This window comes from Steroidobacter sp. (genome assembly GCF_036406195.1).
Taxonomy (GTDB): domain Bacteria; phylum Pseudomonadota; class Gammaproteobacteria; order Steroidobacterales; family Steroidobacteraceae; genus Steroidobacter.
The window spans coordinates 1-21,364 of sequence record NZ_DASWVW010000016.1 but is presented as its reverse complement, the minus strand read 5'-3'; the positions used below and the strand labels follow the sequence as shown (position 1 = coordinate 21,364).

At 59.1% G+C, this 21,364-nt stretch carries 16 protein-coding genes and 2 pseudogenes; 8 read left to right on the top strand and 10 right to left on the bottom strand.

The features are described 5' to 3' along the window. The first annotated feature begins 171 nt into the window (after positions 1-171). The 5 genes from VGE08_RS05490 (at position 172) to VGE08_RS05470 (ending at position 5,592) form a co-directional block, all read left to right on the top strand. Positions 172-783 carry a hypothetical protein gene (locus VGE08_RS05490; protein WP_331066845.1) on the top strand — a complete coding sequence of 204 codons (612 nt, stop codon included), beginning with the start codon at positions 172-174 and terminating at the stop codon, positions 781-783. Continuing rightward, entirely contained in the window at positions 783-1,865 is a 1,083-nt protein-coding gene (locus tag VGE08_RS05485; protein WP_331066844.1) for a helix-turn-helix domain-containing protein, read from the top strand. The genes VGE08_RS05490 and VGE08_RS05485 overlap by 1 nt, the downstream gene beginning before the upstream one ends. Positions 1,866-2,002: 137 nt before the next feature. Then, entirely contained in the window at positions 2,003-3,328 is a 1,326-nt protein-coding gene (locus VGE08_RS05480) for a hypothetical protein (RefSeq protein WP_331066843.1), read from the top strand. Continuing rightward, a protein-coding gene (locus VGE08_RS05475; RefSeq protein WP_331066842.1) for an IS3 family transposase occupies positions 3,274-4,430 on the top strand; the annotation gives its coding sequence in 2 pieces (ribosomal slippage) (positions 3,274-3,535 and positions 3,535-4,430; 1,158 coding nt in all). The genes VGE08_RS05480 and VGE08_RS05475 overlap by 55 nt, the downstream gene beginning before the upstream one ends. Before the next feature lie 271 nt (positions 4,431-4,701). Further along, complete coding sequence (locus tag VGE08_RS05470; protein ID WP_331066841.1) at positions 4,702-5,592, top strand: hypothetical protein; 891 nt, start codon at positions 4,702-4,704, stop codon at positions 5,590-5,592. A 14-nt stretch (positions 5,593-5,606) separates the two neighbouring features. Here the strand turns inward: VGE08_RS05470 and VGE08_RS05465 are convergent. From VGE08_RS05465 to VGE08_RS05450, 4 genes and pseudogenes are all read right to left on the bottom strand, one after another. Continuing rightward, a pseudogene (locus VGE08_RS05465) lies at positions 5,607-5,735 on the bottom strand (GIY-YIG nuclease family protein); the annotation flags it as partial. A 126-nt stretch (positions 5,736-5,861) separates the two neighbouring features. Next, positions 5,862-10,403 (bottom strand): AAA domain-containing protein, encoded by a 4,542-nt coding sequence (locus tag VGE08_RS05460; protein ID WP_331067227.1) that lies wholly within the window; start codon positions 10,401-10,403, stop codon positions 5,862-5,864. Between the two features lie 386 nt (positions 10,404-10,789). After that, complete coding sequence (locus VGE08_RS05455) at positions 10,790-11,131, bottom strand: helix-turn-helix transcriptional regulator (RefSeq protein ID WP_331066839.1); 342 nt, start codon at positions 11,129-11,131, stop codon at positions 10,790-10,792. A gap of 4 nt (positions 11,132-11,135) precedes the next feature. Beyond that, positions 11,136-11,489, bottom strand: coding sequence for a type II toxin-antitoxin system RelE/ParE family toxin (locus VGE08_RS05450; protein WP_331066838.1), 354 nt, complete (start codon positions 11,487-11,489; stop codon positions 11,136-11,138). A 158-nt stretch (positions 11,490-11,647) separates the two neighbouring features. On the opposite strand from VGE08_RS05450, the gene VGE08_RS05445 reads away from it, so the two are divergent. Beyond that, the gene (locus VGE08_RS05445) at positions 11,648-11,860 is read left to right on the top strand and encodes a hypothetical protein (protein WP_331066837.1); all 213 of its coding nucleotides are present in this window, start codon (positions 11,648-11,650) and stop codon (positions 11,858-11,860) included. A gap of 658 nt (positions 11,861-12,518) precedes the next feature. Here VGE08_RS05445 and VGE08_RS05440 read toward each other — a convergent pair. The 6 genes from VGE08_RS05440 to VGE08_RS05415 form a co-directional block, all read right to left on the bottom strand. Continuing rightward, on the bottom strand, positions 12,519-13,001 hold the full coding sequence (locus VGE08_RS05440; RefSeq protein WP_007507992.1) for a hypothetical protein: 483 nt from the start codon (positions 12,999-13,001) through the stop codon (positions 12,519-12,521). Between the two features lie 207 nt (positions 13,002-13,208). Further along, positions 13,209-13,595 (bottom strand): hypothetical protein, encoded by a 387-nt coding sequence (locus VGE08_RS05435; RefSeq protein ID WP_007507990.1) that lies wholly within the window; start codon positions 13,593-13,595, stop codon positions 13,209-13,211. Positions 13,596-13,746: 151 nt separating this feature from the next. Beyond that, complete coding sequence (locus tag VGE08_RS05430; protein ID WP_043292049.1) at positions 13,747-14,784, bottom strand: hypothetical protein; 1,038 nt, start codon at positions 14,782-14,784, stop codon at positions 13,747-13,749. Between the two features lie 88 nt (positions 14,785-14,872). Continuing rightward, entirely contained in the window at positions 14,873-15,259 is a 387-nt protein-coding gene (locus VGE08_RS05425; protein WP_155950217.1) for a hypothetical protein, read from the bottom strand. A gap of 90 nt (positions 15,260-15,349) precedes the next feature. Continuing rightward, positions 15,350-16,111, bottom strand: coding sequence for a DUF4852 domain-containing protein (locus VGE08_RS05420; RefSeq protein ID WP_007507987.1), 762 nt, complete (start codon positions 16,109-16,111; stop codon positions 15,350-15,352). A gap of 80 nt (positions 16,112-16,191) precedes the next feature. Further along, on the bottom strand, positions 16,192-16,959 hold the full coding sequence (locus tag VGE08_RS05415; protein WP_007507985.1) for a hypothetical protein: 768 nt from the start codon (positions 16,957-16,959) through the stop codon (positions 16,192-16,194). Positions 16,960-17,123: 164 nt separating this feature from the next. On the opposite strand from VGE08_RS05415, the gene VGE08_RS05410 reads away from it, so the two are divergent. Together VGE08_RS05410 and VGE08_RS05405 are read left to right on the top strand one after the other, a co-directional pair. After that, positions 17,124-19,805 carry a protein kinase domain-containing protein gene (locus VGE08_RS05410; protein ID WP_027490118.1) on the top strand — a complete coding sequence of 894 codons (2,682 nt, stop codon included), beginning with the start codon at positions 17,124-17,126 and terminating at the stop codon, positions 19,803-19,805. Between the two features lie 740 nt (positions 19,806-20,545). Next, positions 20,546-21,364 (top strand): annotated as a pseudogene (locus VGE08_RS05405) (DNA mismatch repair protein MutS); the annotation flags it as partial.

Genomic DNA, 21,364 nt, shown 5'->3' with positions numbered 1-21,364 from the left:
ACCTGGTCAGGCGCCCCGATTCGATGCGGTCCGGTGTGGTTAGACACCCTCCCGAATCGCGGTACAAAGCCATCTTCCCAACGTCAGTTATAATTTTGGTTATATTTTACATGCACTTTTGTAGTTGCTACACTTCAGCCATCGCCCGTCTTCTTTAGGATGTCCGCACCCATGGCCACGCCCGATCTCGAAACTGTGCAGTCTGCCCTCATGCCGATTGGGCCGGTCGTAACTCGCGCATTTCGGCGCGCCTGGCAAGATTGGCAGGCAGCAGGGTTCACGCATTGGCGCCCACGCGGTCGAGCCAACTTCATTTGGGAGCAGGCCGCCCACTACACGGCGATCGATGTTGAGCAACTTCCAGGCGTAACGGTCATCCTGAAGAACGAGTCGTATCACTTCCTCGTCAACGACACGATTTCCTTCCGACTAAAGAAGGCCGACAGTTCTGGGTTCACCCAGAACTACCCTACTCAAGAAGCCTTGGCGTTCCATGACCCTCAGCTTCCGCTGACCGGCATTCCGGCCGAACATCGGGTGGAAGTTACTTATACGTTGAACAAGACGGCAACAGACATTTACGACATCGCGGTGGTTGCCCGAGCGGGAGAACTCATCGCCTGGACTTATTCCCTACTGGACTCCGATTCTGTAGCCTCCCTGCCGGTCAGGTCGAAGAACACTCCGCCGCCAATCAGCGACCACTCTACCCCGACGGGGTTGGTACGCCCGAAAGGCAAAAAGAACACTTCAGATAAGGCCGGTGATACCGGTGAGCAGTAATGTCCTCGTTCAACAAAGATATCCTTCGTACGGTCCGGCAGGCCCGGGGTAAGAGCCAATCACAACTTGCTCAGGAAGCGGGTGTCTCGCAGGGGGCCATCTCGAAAATTGAGGCCGGCCTGATCAGCGAACCGGCCGAGGATGTCGTCGACAAGCTGGCAGCAGCCGTCGGTTTTCCGCGCAGCATTTTTTTTGAACCCGATCGTTCTTTCGGTCTGCCTATCAGCCTGCACGGAAATGCCATGTATCGCCGCAAGGCGAGCACGGGCAATCGTGCGCTGGAGAAGTTGGAAGCGGATCTCAACATCCGCCTCATGCACATTCGTCGGCTGCTGGCCGCTGCGGATCTGGAAGCGCAGCTTCCGTTGCCCGCGCTCGACGTTGACGAATACGATGGCAATGTTGAGCTGATCGCAGAAATGGTCCGCCGGACCTGGTTCATCCCCAATGGACCGCTCCACGATCTCACTTCGTATATTGAGCGAGCCGGCATCATCGTAGTCGAGTGCGATCTATCGACCATCGGTGTAGATGGCCTGACGATTCGTAGCCTTGGTGCCCCTCCCTGTATCTTCATCGATCAAACGGCACCCGGCGATCGACAGCGCTTCACGCTGGCCCATGAACTAGGGCATCTGGTGATGCACAGCGTGCCATCCTCAACTATGGAGGACGAAGCCAATCTCTTTGCGAGCGCGCTGCTGATGCCGCGGCGGGATATTCGTCCGTACCTTCTGGGCAAGATCACCATCCAGAAATTGGCGTCGCTTAAACCCATCTGGCGTGTCTCTATGGCGTCGCTGCTGATGTGCTGCCAATCCATGGGCGCGGTCACGGATGTTCAAGCTCAATATCTGTGGCGGCAGATGAGTGCTATGGGACTGCGTCGTGCCGAGCCTGAAAACATTGCTGTGGCGCGTGAGCCCGCACGTGTTCTTTCGGAGATCGTTGGCCTCCATCTCCGTGATCTGGACTACAGCGTTTCGGACTTGGCCAAAATGCTTCATGTCTACCCGGGCGAGCTCAACGCGCTCTACGCGGTGAAAGCCGAGAAACCAGGTCGCCATTTGAAAGCGGTGTAGTTGCCTATGGTGTGAACACCACCACACCGGGAACCCAAAGCGTGTGGGTAGTGATTTTTGCCGTGTTCTTGCGGCGCGCCCACAGAAACACGCAGGCTCTGGATGCGCACCAGTAACGATGACTTTCAGGGGAGACCATGAACCCGTCCATGCACTATCGCACCGTCACGTTCACCCGTGAGGAACTGTTCCAGCGGGTGTGGGCCGAACCTGTGTTGAAACTGGCCGCTGACATCGGCGTTTCCGATGTCGGCTTGGCCAAGGCCTGCCGGCGCGCCGACATTCCCCTTCCGGGACGCGGCTACTGGGCGAAATCCAGTGAGCGCCGCTCTGTTCCGCCGAAGCTTCCGAAAGCCACGGCAAAGACACATGCGACCATTTCCTTCCAGGTTTTGGCGGAGCCCGAAAATCTTCTACCCCGCCCCAAGAAGACAGCTCGTCCAGATGCTGTCTTGGTGCCCGCCACATTGGAAGATCCGGACCGATTGGTTCGGATCTCACTGAAAGCATTGCGCGCAGCGAAAGTTGACGACGGACGGATCCGAAAAACCGCCGGCGCCCTGGCCGTGCATATTTCGCCCAACGTCCTCGATCGAGCGTTGCTCCTGCTCGATACGCTGATCAAAACCTGCCGCGCCCAGGGAATGCCGTGGTCCATCACGGACAAAGGCACATTCATTCAGGCCGCTGGCGTCGAGCTCAACGTCATCCTGCGCGAACGCCTCACCAAACAGGAAGTAAAGCTGGAGTCACTCCCCGAGAGGCGTGGTAAACGGTCTCGCTGGGAACCCAACTACTCGCCGTCGTTTCCCTCCTTTGAATGGGTCAGCACGAACGAGCTGACTTTTGAAGTTACGACTGCGGCAAATGGATCTCCCCAGCGACGCTGGGCGGACACACGCAACAGCAAGCTTGAGTGCCGAATTGCCGACATCGTCCAAGGGCTACCCACGGTCGCCGATGGCGTCAAGCTCCTGGAGGCCGAGCGAGAACGTTGGCGGCTGGAACGAGAGGAAGCGGAACGTCTGCGTTTGGAGAGTGCGCGCCGTGTCGAAATTGAGCGCAAACAGCGCCTAAGGCTTCAAACCCTCATCACACGAGCATCGCGAGCGGAGCAAATCCGCTCACTATGTGATCGGCTGGAAATCACCAAGACCAATGCTTGCGAAGAATTAGGCGCTGGCACAGTCAAGTGGCTTGCCTGGGCGCGGAACCAGGCAGATCTGTTGGATCCAGTCCACTCCGACAATGAAGCCCTGTTCTCATTGGAGGTGCAGCTATCGAGTTGGTTCACCGGGAACAGCTACACCCAAGTAGAACCCACTTGGTGGGCGCCCGTTACCGAGTGGACTGCTGCCGGTTTCACGGACACCGAGTTTAGGTGTGATGATGAAGCCGGAGGTGGTTCATGGCGACGAGACGGACGTTTAGCAGTGAGTTCAAGCGCGAGGCCGTGCGGCTGATCAAGGAGCGCGGCGTATCGGTGGCACAGGCAGCGCGCGATCTGGATCTGCACGAGAACGTGCTGCGCAAATGGGTGCGTGAGCTGTCGGGTGACCCGGAGCACGCGTTCCCGGGGCAAGGGCAGATGAAGCCCGAGCAGGCGGAGATTGCCCGCCTGAAGAAGGAAGTGGCCAAGCTCAGGATGGAGCGTGACATCCTGAAAAAAGCCGCGGCCTATTTCGCCAAGGAGTCGACGTGAAGTTCGGCTTCGTGGCGAAGCACCGAGGGGCCTGGCCGGTAGGGATGATGTGCGGAGCGCTCGGTGTCTCCCGCAGTGGGTTCTACGCATGGCTGGTGCGTCCGCGGAGCTGGCACAGCTTGAGCGATGAGGCGATCGGCCAGCAGGTTCGCCAGAGCTTCCTCGACAGTGATCGTACCTATGGCGCTCGCCGCATCTGGCGCGACGTGCTGGAAGCGGGCCACCCGTGTGGCTTGCACCGCATCGAGCGCCTGATGCGCACTCAGGCCTTGCGGGCGCGGCCGCGGCGGCGCGGCTTGCCGGTCGACCGAGGCGAGCGTTCCAGCGCCGCCGTTGCGCCCAACCTGCTCGATCGCCAGTTTCAGGCGGCGGCGCCAAATCAGAAGTGGGCGGCCGACTTCACTTACCTGTGGACGGCCGAAGGCTGGCTCTACGTAGCCGTGGTGCTGGACCTGTATTCGCGGCGTGCCGTGGGATGGTCGATGCAATCGCAGATGACGACCCAGTTGGTCACCGATGCCTTGATGATGGCGATCTGGCGTCGTGGCCAACCGGACGCCCTGTTGCACCATTCCGACCGGGGCAGCCAGTACACCAGTGATCGGTTCCAGCGCTTGCTGGGCGAACTGGGCATCACCTGCAGCATGAGCCGATCGGGCAACTGCTGGGACAACTCGGCGATGGAGAGCTTCTTCAAGTCGCTCAAGACCGAGCGCATCGACCGGAAGGTCTACCGCAGCCGTGCCGAGGCCAAGGCCGACGTGTTCGATTACATCGAGCGCTTCTACAACGCCCGACGCCGGCACTCGACGCTGGGCTACCTCAGCCCCGTGCAGTTCGAGCAACAGATGCAGTTAGCTTAGGATGGCGTCCACGGAACCGGCAGCAGTCCAATTCTCCACCCTGAAGAGATGGACGCTCGCAACCTGTATGTGGCTATGACACGTGCATCGCACCGCATCGTGGTTTGTTCGCGAAGCCCAATGCTCCCGATTTAGGGAGTGGCACCCAAACACATCGGGCACCAATGTCTGCATGACTCAGTCAGGGACCAAGTTTGGTTGGATCCATTGCGACGTGCTACATAGGCACTAGGGGCGCTTGTCGCGGCGAGTGAGACGGGGACAGGGAAGGATGACTGACGAACTTCAGCGCGAAGAGGAGCGTGGTGTGAGCATCCTGCTGCGCTATCAAGGGCCCGCCGTCGACGACGGCACTATGAACGTCTACGACGCCGCCGCCAACATGGTGGCGTTCTCCAATTTTGTGGTCACGGCGGCCCACAAGTTGTACGGCGAGGATGTGCAGGTAACCGCCGATATCACAGCATTCAAGCACGCGTCGTTCGGCACAGACCTCATGTTCCAGGTCGTGCAGGCCACGGCGGCCACCTTGCCGATGTTGCCCAACCTGATCAGCGTGGCCACAACGGTCAAGGAATCCATCGAGCTCTATCGGTTCCTCAAGGGGGAGGAACCGGCGAAGGTTCAGCACATCAACGATCACTCGATCAATGTGACGAACAACTCGGGAAACATCATCGTTGTGAACACACCATCGTTGCATTTGACGCTGGACAAAAAGGCCGGCGAGGCCGCCGCCCAATTCATCGGCGCGGCCCTATCCAAGCCCGGTGTGAATCAGATTGAGATTTCCTCCGATGGCGCACAGCTCGTGCAAGCCACCACGGATGACGCCCTGTTCTACCACCCCATCGGCAATGAGGAGACCCTGACCGAAAGCACCAGCCGCATGGGGCTTGTTATCGAGAGTCTCAGTTTCAAAGACGGCCACAAGTGGAAAATGTGGAATGGCTCCGAGACACTGGGCTACGCGATGGAAGACGATGATTTCATCGGTCGCGTGAACAACGGGGAAGCATTCCGTAAGGGCGATATCCTCACCTGCGATGTGCGTGTGACACAGACGAAGTCAGGGACCGCCCTCAAGCTTCAGCGCGTGATTGTGAAGGTGCATGACCATAAAACCGCACTCGACCAGCCCGATCTCGACCTGGGTACCTAAATTACGGGTGCCGCTCAACGCACCGCGACGAGGCGCGCTTTCGTTGGGTCGTATACCATGCCAGTGATGCTTCCGTCCCGGATGCGCGCCACCGCCTCGTCGATCACCGGGAACGGCACCAGGAACCACTCTCTGGGATGCACCGATTTGCTCGATAGCAGACGTTGGAGACTTACTTGCCACGACGTGTTGCCGATCATCGGTCTTCTTGGAAGTGTCAGTATTCACGGGGTGGAACCCCTGCTCAAATTTGCAACAAGCAGATGAGATTAACCTTCGGCTGACTCAATGCCCTCAACTGCCTCGTCCTGCGCCGGTTCTTCTGGTGGCTGCCACACTCGATGTTCAACCAGCATCGGAATTTGAGCGAGCGCGCCGATTGGCTCAATGTGCATGGAGCTCAACTTCGACAAGAGTTCGTCAAACACTTCTTCTGTGTGCAGCGACCACGTCGAAGCGAAGCAGCGCCAGAACGACCAACCAGCGCGTTCCAAAATTCGCTGCCGGTTCATGTCATGCGCCCAGCGATCGGGACCATGAAATTCGTCACCGTCGAGTTCGATGGCCAACCGTCGGTCCTCAGCGCCTTCCACCACCATGTCGATGCGATAGGCACCGACCTTGACCTGAGGGATGACCCGATAGCCCTTGTCCACCAGTTTGAGATACACCTGCTTCTCAAATCCTGATTCGCACAAGGCCAAGAGATCTTCGCTGGATCGTTGCCCTTGAAGCATGGGCTTATCGAAGTGGTTGAGCAGGGTCTTGCGGAGGTCTACTTCTGACAAGTCGGACAGCTGAACCGAGCGCACCAGATACATGCGATCGCGCGCACGGCTTGCCGCGACGTTGAAGCGCTGCTCATAACCCGTGCCGGACAGCGCGTGGTGCCGTTCGCGATCGGCCACTACGGACAAAAACATGATGTCTCGCTCGCTTCCCTGAAATGTCCGTGCGTCACCGCACTCGAACTTGCGCCGTATCAGCTCGCCTGCCGGACACCGTTCGCGCACGACTTCATCAACGTGCCTTGCTTGTTCCAGGCCAAGCAGTGAAACGACCCCCAATGTCCGACCCACCATGGCGGGATCTGCAAGGATCGCTTCGATCTCATCAGCGATGGCTAACGCCTCGTGGTGGTTTTGATCCTTGCGGTCCCGCAGGCCAGATGGGATATACACATCAATCAGGGGCGGATCGAGTCTCTCCGAAGCCAGCGGGATGCGCAGCGGTTGAATCGCGTCTTTGTAGAAGGTGTGGTTCGAGTAGGCGATGATCGGTGCGACGCACCGGAAGTGCTCGCGCAACATCACCTGATGCCCCGCGAAAACGCGCGCGGCAAGATCATAGAGCGATTTTTCTGGCGTCATGTCGGCCCCGTAGGGCTGATCCACCAGGAATCGCGCGCGCAGCGAGGTGATGTGCTCGGAATTGATGAAGCCCCCATCTGGCGACACCTGCTTGTCATCGCCGACAACCAGGATCTTTTTGCCGCGCAGGATCGCAGGAAGTGCCCACAAATCAGACTGACTCGCCTCGTCAACGATCACCAAGTCAAATTCACCGATTTCCGCAGGCATCGACTCAGAGATGCGTGCGTGGCTCATGATCCAGCAGGGTACGGCTCCGGCCGCATCCGTCATGGCATCACGCGCATCGCGACGGTAGCGCGTGGCATTCGGACCTGTGCCCTGCCCGATCCGGCGGATCGCCGTGGCGTAGCCATTCAGCGCGGAAAGAATTTTGGGGGTCGCATTTCGCTTGGCTCTGAGCCATGCCGCCTTACCCACCAGCTCGCAATAATGCTTTTGCAGCCCAACGCCAAGGCTGCTTCGCTTTTCGGCAAGCGCCCTCAGTTCTTCCCTGCCCTCGATGGCATCCAGATGACCGCGAACGCGGGCCCACGTCCAGCTTTTGCGCCAACGCGCAGGAACCGTTTCGTCGTCGCCAGAGTTTTTCGTCGGCACGCTCACAATCCTGTCCGCCCACCGCACAGCACCGGCATCGCGCAAGCGATGTGCGCTGTCCTGGATGACATGTAAATGCGATTGCAGCGCGTGCACCCGCCGCAGTTCAGCCATCAGCTGGACATATTCCGCGGTCACTTGCTCCGCCTCGAACAACGGCTTGCCCAACATCTGCAGCGCAAAATCGCCCAGACGTTTAGAAATAACGCCTTCGGTCCCTGCCAATTGTTCTTGGAATGCAGTGAGACCTTCGGCCGCACGCGCCATGGCTATGCGGCTCAGGAATTTGCGCAGTGCGCTTTCAATCCCTGCCAGGCCCGCAGAGCCACCATGCAACTGCTCGGTCGGCACGGTCCTGAAGACGCTGGCTGATTGGTTGATCAGCTGCTTGTCGAGGAAGGTGCCGATGCGGTGAGCGCTTCGAGCAAGCACCGCCTGCTTTTCCACCTTCCGCAAGTCGCTCTCACCCTCAGCCATCGTCGGAAAAGAAAGTGTCTCGGCGAATGTGTTCCACCGTGCGACAAATGACGAAAGCTGGGCGCGCATGTGCACGTGCCGCTGGACGTGCCTCCAAGCATCGGCGTCCTGCGGCGGGAGACCTGAGACGCGCACGCCCGAGATGTGCTTTTTCGCCTCACCCGCACCAATTGAAATGGCGCCGAACGGTTTCCCTGAATCAGCCGCTCGATTGACCGCCTCCAGTGTTTTCGGCGAAGCGAAACCAGCGACCGGAAAGACTACGGGCCGTTTGAGAAAATCTGCTCTCGCAGCGCCAAGATCCTCGATGTCACCAAACATTGCCTCGAAGGCATGGCGCTCGGCAACAAAGGAAGAAGAACGACATTTCTCACGGGCAGCCTGTCCCCACGCGGGCGCGCCACTTTCCAGCGCAGACACATCCGTTTGGGCCAGCTGAACGGTTTTGAGAAGCGTCGCCGCGGCCTCGTGGACCTCCTGCGTGTTTCCGAGCAGGGCAAGGTTCGGTGCAGTCGCCATGTCCTCATCGAGGTGTCTGAGGCTTGTGATCGTCCGGTGCAGCTCGGCAACATGCGCGGCGCCGGGCAGCTGATCGGCCTGTGGAAGTTTCGTGCCGAGATACGCGAGGTCGTCGCCGACTTGCCGACGGGATTGGCGAAGGTTGGCCACCTCTTCTTCCGTCAGCGGTGGCTGATGCTCTGGGCCGATGGTGATTTCATCATCGAACCACCCATGCTCATCCGCACCTTGCAGCAGAAGCTCGGCAGCCTTTTGTGCGCGCAGATTTTCGCCATCCAGGTTGATCTGGCCAAGCTGCGCCATGGCGATCACGTCAACTCGGGCATCGAGCTGGGCAAGCTCGTGATGGATACGATCTATGGCGGTATGCAGCGCTGCGATCGCCTGCTCCGTGGCGTGCACGTTGAGCTGGGAAACTTGATGCTGGATCGCTTCGATCGAAGCTTGGAACTGCCGCACACCCTCTCGATCCGTAGCCAGGAGGGCGACGGTCAGTGGACGAACTTCATCGGGAAGTTTGGCCTGCAGCACCTCCAACGCGGGTTCACCACGGGAGGTCACCAACACCCTCCGGCCGGTTGCCAAGTAATGGCAGATCACGTTGGCGATCGTGTGGGTCTTTCCAGTTCCGGGAGGACCTTGGACGGTCACACCAGGTGCACGTTCAAGCCGCTCGATGATAGTGACTTGTTCGTCGTTGTGCGGCAACGGGAAGTAGAGCTCCTGAATGGGACCTCCCCCGCTGCTGCCTCGGCCACCGCTGGACAATCCACGGAAACCGCCCGAGATGTGTTCGATCACCTCATTGGATGGCGGGGTCACCAAAGCTAGCGGCCCGAGCGGGATAGTTTCCGCCGCGGCGACCTTCGCTTTGAGCCGCTTCAAATCTTCCAGCAGAAAATTGTTCTGCCTGGGACGCGCCAGGAGCACCCAGCCGTCCGTAACGACCAGATCCTCCCCGGGTGTGGGACACGCCTGGCCCTGGGAAAGCACCTCTCGATAGCTGCCATTTGAATCGAGATTTCCCGCAACCAGCCTCATCACCGGGCTGTATGACGAAACGTCGAATGGCGAGAACCCACCGCCCCCCGGTCGCGCGAGCTGTGCCTTGGCGGCCAGTTCGGTTTCGGCGGTCCCTGGGATCTGGGCAAGCACAAACGCATCGAGTTCCAACCGCACATCAGTTTCGCGCGGGCGAAGCTCGATGGCCATGGTCAGCTCATCAATGCTGATTTCAACCGCTTGCGTCAGCAGCGGGTATTCAAAGGCTGACGTGCTTCCACCTGATGGAATTTGCCACGAAGCGACGCCCACGCCCCACACCAGCTCTTGTGGCTTGGCGGTTTCTTCGGCTTCGATCTGGTGCTTGAGCGTGAAAAAGTTGCCGTAGACCTCGATGGACTGTCGGCGGGGTTTTTCGCGCTCGGCCCACCGCGCCCAATCAGAGCAATATTCGTCGAACGCCCGGCCACTACTTTGCCGAAAGTTTTCCGGATCGGTTTTCGGATCCTGGTCGAGGTGCGCTTCTATCTCCGTGACGTTGAGCTCGGGCGGTCGTCCATATGGATCGGCGGCCGCCGAAACGAATGGATGGATTTCCGCTGGAACGACTGGTGCATCCTGGGGTTCTAGTCGCTCAACCCGAAGCCAGATGTGATCACCCTGGGCCTCAACATTGAAGGAGAGCCCAGGCAATGAAGACAGATCCGCCGGGAAATACCGCAGACCTTTGTGCGCCGAGAGCCTGAACCCTTCGGGCTTAACGATTTTGGCTTGCTCCTGGATGTAGTCGAGAAGTCCGACCAGCAAATCTTTTGCATCCAGCATCGGCTTTCCCTTCACTTGCACGTTCAATGAGCCAAGCATGTCTTATGCCAGCTTACGCTTCGTGCATCGCAAGATCCAAGCGTCGCCAAGGAAATTGGCGGCTAAGCCTGCACCAATCGTTACTCGCTCCGACGAGTAATGCACGCAACGGATCCCAGGACGCATCAACCGCTGCGCTTGCCATCCTGCATATCGCGGATCTCCCGACTCAACCGCTCCTGCTGCCAAGCCTCGACTACGGCCAGCTCCGCTGGGCTATGCCGCGTGGCAAGGTGGTCATGTGGTTTCCTTGGTGCTGTCGACGCCCCATAAATCAGCACCACGCTAAATTAGAGGTCGCCGGATCGTTTGCATCTGAAACTCGGCGGGCGCAGGCCGTCAAGGCTGTCTCGTCATCCTGCAGACCATCAAGCCACTACGACCTGAGTATGACCAGCGGCGCGACGGGTGACTTTACTCACTACGATGCTCACATCACGACCCAGGCGGTTCAGGCACTCAATCATCTTGGTTTGGCTGATCCCGCGGAATCGGCCACGCAGCATCTCGGAGAGTTTGGGCTGAGTCATGCCAAGCAGTTCCGCCGCACGTTGTTGAGTGAGGCGCCGCGCCTTGATGATCTGCGCGATCTCACGCGCCAGCCCTGCCTTGACGAGCATGTCATCGGCGTCAGGAACGCCGAGATCGGCATACGGATTGTCGCTGCTTTGCTCGATGGCGATGTTCTCAATGCTTGTTTTCGTGTTCATGCGTTCACTCTTTTTCCCGTGCCGCTACAACCTTCAGTCGAGCCTCGATCAGTTCCATATCGGGCTTGGGCGTCGCAATGCCGTGGGTGGACTTCTTCTGGAAACAGTGCAGGACATAGACCGCGCCGGCATACCGCACTGTGTAGACCGCTCGGTATGTGCCGCCTCGATCATCTTCCACCACCTCCAACACGCCCGCTCCGTTGAAACCTTTCAGCGGCTTGGCTTGCAGGTGCTTCTCACCGGCCTGGGCCAGGTGCAGCGCGTAGCCGAAAGTGTCCTGCACATCGCCCGGCATCGCACTGAGATCTTTCTTGGCCGACCCAACCCAATGCAGTGTTTTCAAGGGTGATGGCATGACACCGATTATACCCAAATGGGAATGATATCGCCTACTCGCCGACGTAAGCGCCCAGCTCGACGGGCTGGCGCGTTGCTATGGGAGTGGCAGACCAACACGGGAATCCCCTGACACACGTAGGATCATCCCTTGCTGCCCAACATTTCCATGGTTCAATGACTCAAGCTTGGGCGCCGAACCCGAAAATTCGCCTGATTCAAGGTATCCCATTGATTTTTCATGCAGAAAAACTTGGACGTCTAGAAGGTTTGAAATCGAGCACTTGGACGGTACTTGGACGTCAATTCGTACCCCTTCAGGCCCTTGGCACGCTATTAGCATATAAACCCACCCAAACAGTACAAAAATATCAAGAGCCAAAACCTTGAAATGATTGACAAAAATGATAAAGAGGCACATGCTGCTTGGTTGGCTTCCCACTCCCCTTCCATGCAGCAGAATGTCCGTATGGTGAACAACCCCAAGCGGGGCGCGGGTTCCGGGGCACACAGACCCATCGGATAGCCCACTTGGACGGAACTTGGACGTCAAAAACCGGTGTTTTGACCCGGGTACAACCCCCGAAACGGGGTTGGACGCCGTCCAAACCTCGACTCCGTTTAGCCGTCTAAATGCCAACGCCCGAATGCACCCACAGTTCAGCGACAGAACCTTCTCAACGCGTGGATAGCGCCCACCACTTGGCCGACTCCTCAAGCAAGTCTGGGTGCTTGGAATTAACCAGCCAAAAGGTCCCGGACAAACGGACCGAGATGACGACCAGCGCTGGTCGCGACGAGAACGGAGTGAAGTGGTCCACGGGCGCGTTAGGGGTCGACGTGGCCGCCTGCACCTGAGACGGGCAAGCAATCCAGAACAGCTGGAGCGCTGATGGCGTACCACCACACCGGGAACAAGGCCCACGGTGCGGTGCGAATTGACCAGAAAAGGTTGGTTGGCTGGTGGATCGCTGGGCCAAGTTCGGGCTAATCAGAACCTGGGCGTCGCCCAAGCCCGGGTTTCACGCTGGTCGTGAGAGGAAAGACCTCACAAACCAAATATCGTGATGTAAGCGGCGCGCAATGCCTCAGCGTCCACGGCGGCGTGATGTCGGCGCGCCGCCCTCTCGGGTCTGCAGCCGAAATAGATCTCCAGTTCACCCAGGACGTCTTGGCGTGTGACGAGCACCGGCTCCCACGCCGGCACCTCACCGCTCCACGCACCAAACCCCGTCAGCGCCCTCGCCAACTGCCTCTTGTCGATCGCCCCGTCGAAGTGAATGCGTGGATGGTCGAAGGATGCCACGAACACCCGCAGTTGCTCACCGAAGCTCTCATCCGAAAGCGCTGCATCGCCACCGTCCAGGAGCGGATAGACCACCTTGCTGACGAAGGATGACGGCGCTCCGGGGCGTGGAGCCCGCTCGGCGTAGAAGCATTGGGTGGCATCCGCGTTGACCAGGGCCAAGCTGACCAGCTCACGCACGGCATCGTTGTTCCACTCGGTGTCGAGAAAGAGAAGATCGGCCATGCTGGGCCCCGGTGTCATTGGGCGGTGATTGGAAGTAACGACGGACGGCGATGTTGTCAGTATGCCCCGTGAAACGATGGCCTCACCTGGTTAGGCCATCGGCGAAAGGAGCGGAGGCGAGTAGGCAGGGCCGAGTCCACTTGCAAGCCGCCCCAACCACACCGGGAACAGGGCTGGTTTGGACGAGACGCGCCCAACGCTGGGTGGTCAGGAGTTGTTGACCCACGTGGACAAGCGGGAAGCCCACTGCCTCTGAATTTCGCCCTGCTTAGGGCTGAAGCTGCCGAAGCTGACGTGGATCATAGGGTTGTGCAAGTCGCGTACGTGGATTTGCAAGGCAGCTTGATCCGTACCCCCGCCCCCAGTCACGGAGTTCCAGCGCAGGATGTCGGCCTTCTTCGTATAAGTGACCCGGCCTGATAACGCGTCCTTGGCCATGAGCACTTCTTGGTTCACGTCGATGGCAATGATGTTTTTGTATTGGAAAGTCGGGTTGAACCCCGGCGGCGCAGGCATGGAGTCCCTCCAGCCCTTGCCCTTTTTCACGACTACGATGATCACCACGACCACGATCAACAAAATGAAGAATCCCACGGCTCGTCACTCCTTTATGTATGTTTAGGTGATGAAAGTCAGACAGCCGAATCCAAGTCCAAAACCTGGGTCGATTTTCTATGACCCGCACCAAATTAAAGTTCACTCCGCCACTGTCTTCACACCTTATTTCTGCTTTCGCGTATCCACGTCATGGCATGGGTTCCTTCTCGTCGTACTCTGACTTGAATCCATCACCCACAAACACGATCTTGTCGATACGCACCGGCAGGTCGTAAATCGTTTCCGTTCGATCTTTGAAGCGTAGCCGCGGGGTTCCAACGGAAAAGAAGATGTAACTCAGCGAGGTCAGTTGGTAAGGGGCGACCTTGGTGTGATCAATGTCAACCACCAGCTTGTAAGTAGCTGCTTCAGGAATCACGTTTGGAGGTGTCGGGGCGGGTAAATGGGGGTAGAGTCCCGACCTCATGTCGCCCGAAGACCAGTGGGGACCAAAAATGTTGAAGCTCAGTCCAAAGTCACCCTGCACCATTCCCGTCACCGTCCCTCCCAGCAGCTGGATGACGATGTCCTGGTCGGTGGGCGTCAGGCGAGGCTGACCGGGCGTGTTCCAGAACATTCCGACTATTTGTCCGCGATAATAATATTTGCGAGTGGCTCCCAATTGGGCGATGCGCTTACGCACTGTGTCCTCGGTCGCGGATGAATCCAGCATCTGCTCCTGCCCCAGGCAGTAGGTGAGCGATTTAGGCGTGGTGGGCATGGTGCGGCCCGTCACGGCCAGCCCGATGTACTCGGGATCGCAGGTAGCCTCCCCGGATGTGCCCCGGACGTTGTAGCGCGACTGGGCGCTTGAGCCCCAGCGGATGTGGGTGTACCCGTCGATCTCCGGCGGGTCGAAGACCAAGTGATTCCAGCCCATGCCACCGTCCAGCTCATCTCCATGGATTCCATCATTACCTCGGGCAGCAGTGCTGGCGGCACCGCTACCAAAGAGGGGCATCCTGCCATTTGTGTGCGTGATCGACTGAATCGTCGACCCACCGATCTGAGTGGCTGCCCGTCCTACGCTGTGTCCGAACTGCTTGAAGAAACCGCCAATCTTGCTGCCAGTGGACGGTTGGGCGGCGGTGCCGGCGTGAGCTGGTTGATCTTGTGCGGTGGCGGTTCCGGCGAGAGTGAAAGCGAGGGCAAGTACCCCCACCCGCAGTTGAAAAGCGGTGCTCATGGTGTTGTTCCCTGTGATGGTTTGGCCTGGCGGATTCAACTACGAAGTGCACACGTCCGTGTCGCTCTACCGCTTGGGGTGGTGCACTTCAGAATTGAACTCGCCCTTTGGCATGCGGCACTTGCCATACGTGTATCTTTCCGTCGGATCCCCTGCCTACACCTAAAAACCCCCATTCGTCTTTGTTGTAACCGTCGCTACAGGTCATCACCCAAATCTGATCTATAGTGCCGCCACCCAAAAACGCTTTGATTCCACTGATGCCGTATTCACGTGACTGCGCTTCTGTTGGCATACTCAAAAACTTCCTCAAAACTTTGGTTCCATCAGTATTCTCGGAGCACGAGAGATTGGTCAGCGTAGAGCTATACTGCTCATAGATCGCTTGTCCTATCTCGATGTTGCTCGGCGGCGCGTTGGAGCAGCCCGCAAGCATCGCCACGGCGACGGCCAATATCATGCCCTTGGTTTTCATGGTATTCCCCTTGATGAATCGGCTATCGCCGATACGTTTGATCCCACTGAACGTGTACGCGCCTGCGCGCATCCACACCACTCTCTCGCCCTACTTTCCCGCCACTTCGAGCAGCACTTGCCCGTGCGAATCGAGAAGTTGGATTTTGGTGATCGTGGCTTGGACGGTTGGCGTACCGCTGTCGTCCGTCGACTGGACGAAAGCAAAGATCTTCATGTGGATCGACTGGTATTTGCTGACCAGTGATTCAATGGTCTTGGCTTTTGCTTCGTCTGCAACGGGCAATTGCTGGAACGCTTCGCCGTTGGTCAGTGTGATGACATAGTTGCCGTTGTCGTAATATCTGAAATACCCTCCGCTTTGAAACTCCGCCGTGCCTATCTGGAACGATTTCTTGTCGAAGTCGTAATGGGACAGGCCGGGGTTGTCGTCGGTCAGCAGAACGTAAGGATGTGCTTTCGCGTTGGCAATTTCGGCATCCAGCTTCGGTTTGATGGCCGCCATCAGGTCGTGTTTCTTGAATTCATCCGATGTATTGCGGAATTCACTCGAGAATGCACTGGCCATTTTGTCGTAATCGGGTGGCAACCCGGAGAACGCCGCATACAGGAACATCAGCTGGTTGCCCTTGGTGATTTCCACGTAGGCGCTGTCCGGAGTGATGTAGTCCGGTTTGGGCAAGCTGTTCTGCTTGGCCTGAGCCGCCGCCTTCTGGAGCACCGCGGGTGACAGCAAATCGCTGACGGCGGGTTTGGTGGCCGGTGCTGCGCTGTCATTCTGCTTGCCCGAACATGCAGCCAGCACAAACATGGCGGCCACGAGGGCTGTGCTTTGGATCGTTGTCTTGTTCATTGCCATCCTCATTAGCATGGTAAAAACGATCTGGCCATTCGGGCCAAAATTGATCCGCTCATTCTCATTCGCCAGGGGCTTTAGCCCGCCGGTGACAACAGCGCGCGCTTGAGGCCGATGGCGGCGATAAACAGTGCGGCCAGCAGGCACAGCACCGCTCCGGCACCGGGGCTGAGCATGTTGCTGATCTGGTCGCTCATCTGTTGGGCATAGCCGCTGCCCAACAAGCTGCCCCCCGCGCTGCCGGCCTGGCTTATCGCGCTACGGATGTCGAACAACGGCTTGAGCGTGGCCAGTAGTGGCAGCAGCAGCGCCAGCCAGGCCCAGCGGTTGCGCCAGAACAGCGGCAACCCGATCGACAGGATGCCCAGCCAGGGCCAGAAGCTGCTGCCGGCTGACCCACCCAGGCTTTCAGTTGCCCCGGCCAGACTGGTCAGCGAAAAGCCCCTGCTAATGCCTGTGCCTGGGAGTTTGATTTCCAGATACGACAGGAACAGCGCACCGATGGCGAACAGACCCTGTGCGATCAACAGTGGTTTGCCCAGTCGGGTCAGCCAAGCGCTGGCTCCTACCGCAGGGGTGCCTTCCTTCAACGACTGCAGGGCTGCGCCACCCGCGCTGCCCAGTTTGCCAGCCAGCACGCTGGCCTTCTCTTTCAGCAGTACGTCATCGGTAACGCGCGTCACGGACTGAAGTTGGTCACCCCCTATCCCAAGCTCCACGGTCTGGTTCACGGTGGGGGCGCTGTCGCTGCGCCACTGACTGATGTCGAAGGCGAACTGGCGTTCGCCAGCCAGGATCAGGCCTTTGCCATCGTTGCCGTTGTAGTGGATGATCTTTCCTCGCATGGGGAATCCTCTTGGTCGGTTGGCACCAGCAGTCTCTGGTGGCGCCGATAGTCCGTGGACTGTTCGCCGGACGTCCTCACGCCTTTCAAACGAAGTTCAAATGAAATTTATCTAGCTGATTTGTAAATTGTTTTTTGTTGGTGCTGTCGAAACAGGGGTTGGGAATGACATTGAGTCACGCGGTTCCGGAAGCACCGTCGCTTTACCGGTGGTCGTTCGGCAAGACGGAATTTGACGAGGGGCGCTGGCAGCTGAGCATGGAGGGGGTGGTTGTCGAGCTGGAGCGCAAGCCGCTCGATGTACTCCAGTACTTGCTGCGCCACGCCGGCGAGGCAGTGACCAAGGAGGAACTGCTGGCCACGGTGTGGGAAGGCCGGATCGTGGTCGAGGCCGTGTTGACCAACGCCATCGGCAAGCTGCGCAAGGCGCTGCGGGACGAAGAACAGGAACTCATACTCACCTTGCCCAAGGTTGGTTATCGCCTGGACGCCAAGGTCAGCCGCCGCGTGGTCGAGCATGTGCCGGAGGCGAGCCGGCTGTCGGTGGGCGATCTTGTTCCCCGTCGGGGCAACTGGCGTCTGGAGCAAGCGCTGGCCCGCCGCGGCGACGGCGAGGTGTGGCTGGCCCGGCATACCAAGACCGGACAAACCCGCGTCTTCAAGTTCAGTCTGGACGGGTTTCGCCTGACCGGTCTCAAACGCGAGGTCACGGTTGGGCGGCTGCTGGAGCAGGCGTTGGGCAAACGCCCGGATCTCGTCCATGTCATCGACTGGGATTTCGAGCAGGCACCGTACTTCATTGAATTCGAATATGGCGGCGTCAGCCTGGATACTTGGCAAGAAGGCGGGAGTGGGATCGAAGCCCTGCCGCTGGAAACGCGCCTGGCGCTCTTCGTGGAGGCTGCCAACACCGTGGCGGCCGCGCATGGCGTCGGCGTGTTGCACAAGGATCTGAAGCCGGCCAACCTGTTGGTCTACGGTGAGCCGAGCGATTGGCACCTGCGCGTGGCGGACTTCGGCAGCAGCCGAGTATTCGATCCAGGACTGCTGGATAATCTGGGCATTACCCGACTGGGGCTCACGCAGACCCAGGCATTGTCGTCGGACACCGGTACTCCGCTGTACCTGGCACCGGAAGTCATGGCGGGACAGGTGCCCACCATCAGGAGCGACATCTACGCACTCGGCGTCACCTTGTACCAACTCATTGTGGGCGACTTCCGCCGACCACTCGCCGCCGGATGGGAGAGCGACATCCCCGACCCCTTGCTGCGCGCCGACATCGCGGCGGCGGCCAATGGAGATCCCGCGCGGCGTCCGGAGTCGGTGGCGATGCTGGCTGAAGGCATCCGCCATCTGGAGCAACGCCGGCAGAAGGCGGCGCTCGAAGCCAGCGTGCGGGATCGCATTGCCGTGGCCGAGCGACGCGCCGCACTGGCGCGTGCCCGGCGGCCGTGGATCGCCGCCGCCATGCTGGTACTGGTCGCTGGTACGGCGGTTTCGCTGTTCTATGCACATCGGTCGCGTCAAGAAACGAAACATGCCTTGGCCGCGACCAACGAGGCCAAGATCGAGGCGGCCAAGGCTCAAAAAGCGGACGCCAAAGCCACAGCCATCAACGCATTCCTGGTGCACAACATTCTCGGTGCCAGCAACCCCATGCAAAGCGGTAGTCAAACCCTGACTCTGCAACAGGCATTGGACCAAGCCGAACCGAAGATCCACTCAAGTTTTGTTCAACATCCGGATCTTGAAATCGACGTACGCAATACCTTGATCAATGTGGATGGAGCACGAGGTAATTGGAAACATGCCCTCGATCAGAACGACAAAATCATCGCACTGGTTGATGCTCATCCACACGACACCACGCTTGCGTTTGAGAAAACACGAGCACTCATCATGAAATCGCAGGGCCTGCTCTATCTCGGCCGATTGAAGGAATTTGACGCTGTGATAACGCCGCTGCTCAAGCAGGCAGACGATGGTCAATTATCCGAACCCGGTCTACAGACACGCACTTATTACTATGCCGCAGAGCGAGCAATGATGGCGGGCGAATATACCCACTCAATTCATCTGCTGAATAAGGCCCATGATGCAGTTCAAAAGCTTCACTTGCCCGGACAACCCAAGGCCGAATTGGGCATGAAGATTCAGGTTGATGCGGAACTTGGGCAAGCTCTCAGTCTGGCCGGTCGACACAACGAGGCCGTGACCGCGCTGAACAACCTGCGCAAACAGGTCGCTACTCAGTACGGCGATGCGTATCCGGCGAACCTGAATGTGCGCGACTCACTGATTGGTGCCGAAATAGCCGCAAACCATTATGCCGATGCTCAGAGTGATCTCGACTCCCTGCGCCGCGACTCCGCTCGCGTGTTGGGAACGGACAACCCCATGAGCAATCATCTCGACTATTACCAAGGCTGGATCTATTTGAACCAGAACCTCAACAACAAAGCGCTTCCGTTCTACGCCAAAGCCTATACCAGCATGAGCTCGCATGAGCGTAGTACCGATCCGGAAACAATAATGATTGGTATGCAGTACGCAGACATCGCACGCATCACGGGCGACAGGAACCAAGCCGTGCATCTGCTGGACGTCTTCGACGCTAAGATCAAACCGCTACCTACCGAAACGCGCACTCCGCTTCAAGATAAAGTCGCCCTGGTGCGCGGCTGCGTGCTGGTCGATCAAGGGCATGGCAGCCAAGCGCGGACCCTCGCAAAAGCCATGGACGCTTCAGTCATCAACACCGATGATGCAGCGATGCAACGCCTCTCCGGCCTGACGCAATCGGACGCCGTTCAGCGCACTACGTGCGCCGTCGCAATGCAGTAGACCACATCAGGGCTGAAGCCAGCTCGCCCAAGCGCTATATCAGAGTCCGCGGACGACGGTCCAAATCGAAGGGGCAGCCGTCACCGGAGTTCGCAGTGCGTGTCAATCGAGACCGTCAAGCCACCACGACCTGAGCATGACCTGCGACGCGAGGGGTGTGCTTGGGGCGCCGGTAGCCTTTCTTCCGATAGGAGTTCGGCAGCGGGTCGTGGTGGGCCGCGCAGGCCGTGTTGAGACACTGAGGACGTGGGTTCTTCACGCCGCCAATCTATGCCGATTTATCCCCTGCTTGGATATCGCACGGGGCTAATGGCTGTTTGCGCCGGGGTTGGGCGGTGGTTGGGCGCGTCGGTGGCGCCGTATGGTGGGCAGGTGGGATGGAGCGCCCCGCCAGGTCGATCGAAATCCGATGTGCACGGAGCCAACCACTCTGATCATCCCATGTTGCCCAACTTTTCCATGGTTCAATGTCCCCAGATTGAGCGCGATTCCGAAAATTCGGATGATTCAAGGTATCTCATTGATTTCTCGTAGGAAAGAACTTGGACGTCTAGTAGGTTTTGAATCGAGGACTTGGACGGTACTTGGACGTCATTTCGCACCCCATCAGGCCCCCAGCATGCTATTAGCATGTAAATCCGCCAAAACAGTACATAAATAGCAAGAGCCAAAATCTTGAAATGATTGACAAAAATGACAAAGAGGCGCACGCTGATCGGTTAGCCACCCACTCTCCCGCCATGCGCCAGTACCTGTCGGCCAAGGCCGCGCACCCGGACGTGCTGCTGTTCTTCCGCATGGGCGATTTCTACGAGCTGTTCTACGACGACGCGCGCAAGGCAGCGCGGCTGCTCGACATCACGCTGACCCAGCGCGGGCAGTCGGGCGGCGCGCCGATCCCGATGGCCGGCGTGCCGTATCACGCGGCGGAAAATTATCTGGCACGGCTGGTGCGGCTCGGCGAATCGGTGGCGATCTGCGAACAGATGGGCGATCCGGCACTGGCCAAGGGCATCGTCGAGCGCAAGGTGGTGCGCGTGGTCACGCCCGGCACGGTGACCGACGCCGCGCTGCTGGAGGAACGCCGCGACAACCTGCTGCTGGCGATCGCCACCGGTGCGCACGGCGCCTACGGGCTGGCCTGGGTCGACCTGTCCAGCGGCCGTTTCCTGCTCAGCGAAGTGCCCAACGCCGAGGCGCTGGCCGCCGAGCTGGCGCGGCTGCAGCCGGCCGAGACCCTGGTCGGCGAGGACGTGGCGTGGCCGAAACTGGTCAGTGCCCTGCCCGGCCTGCGCAAGCGCCCGCCGTGGCACTTCGACGGCGATGCCGCAAAACGCGGGTTGAACCGCTTCTTCGGCACCCGCGACCTCGGCGGCTTCGGCGTGGACAAGCTGCCGCTGGCGGTCGCTGCCGCCGGTTGCCTGCTCGGCTACGTCGAGGAAACCCAGAAAAGCGCGCTGCCGCACCTCACCGGCATGGCGGTGGAAAGCGCCAGCGAGACGATCGCGCTGGACGCGGCCACGCGCCGCAACCTGGAACTGGACACCCACCCCAGCGGC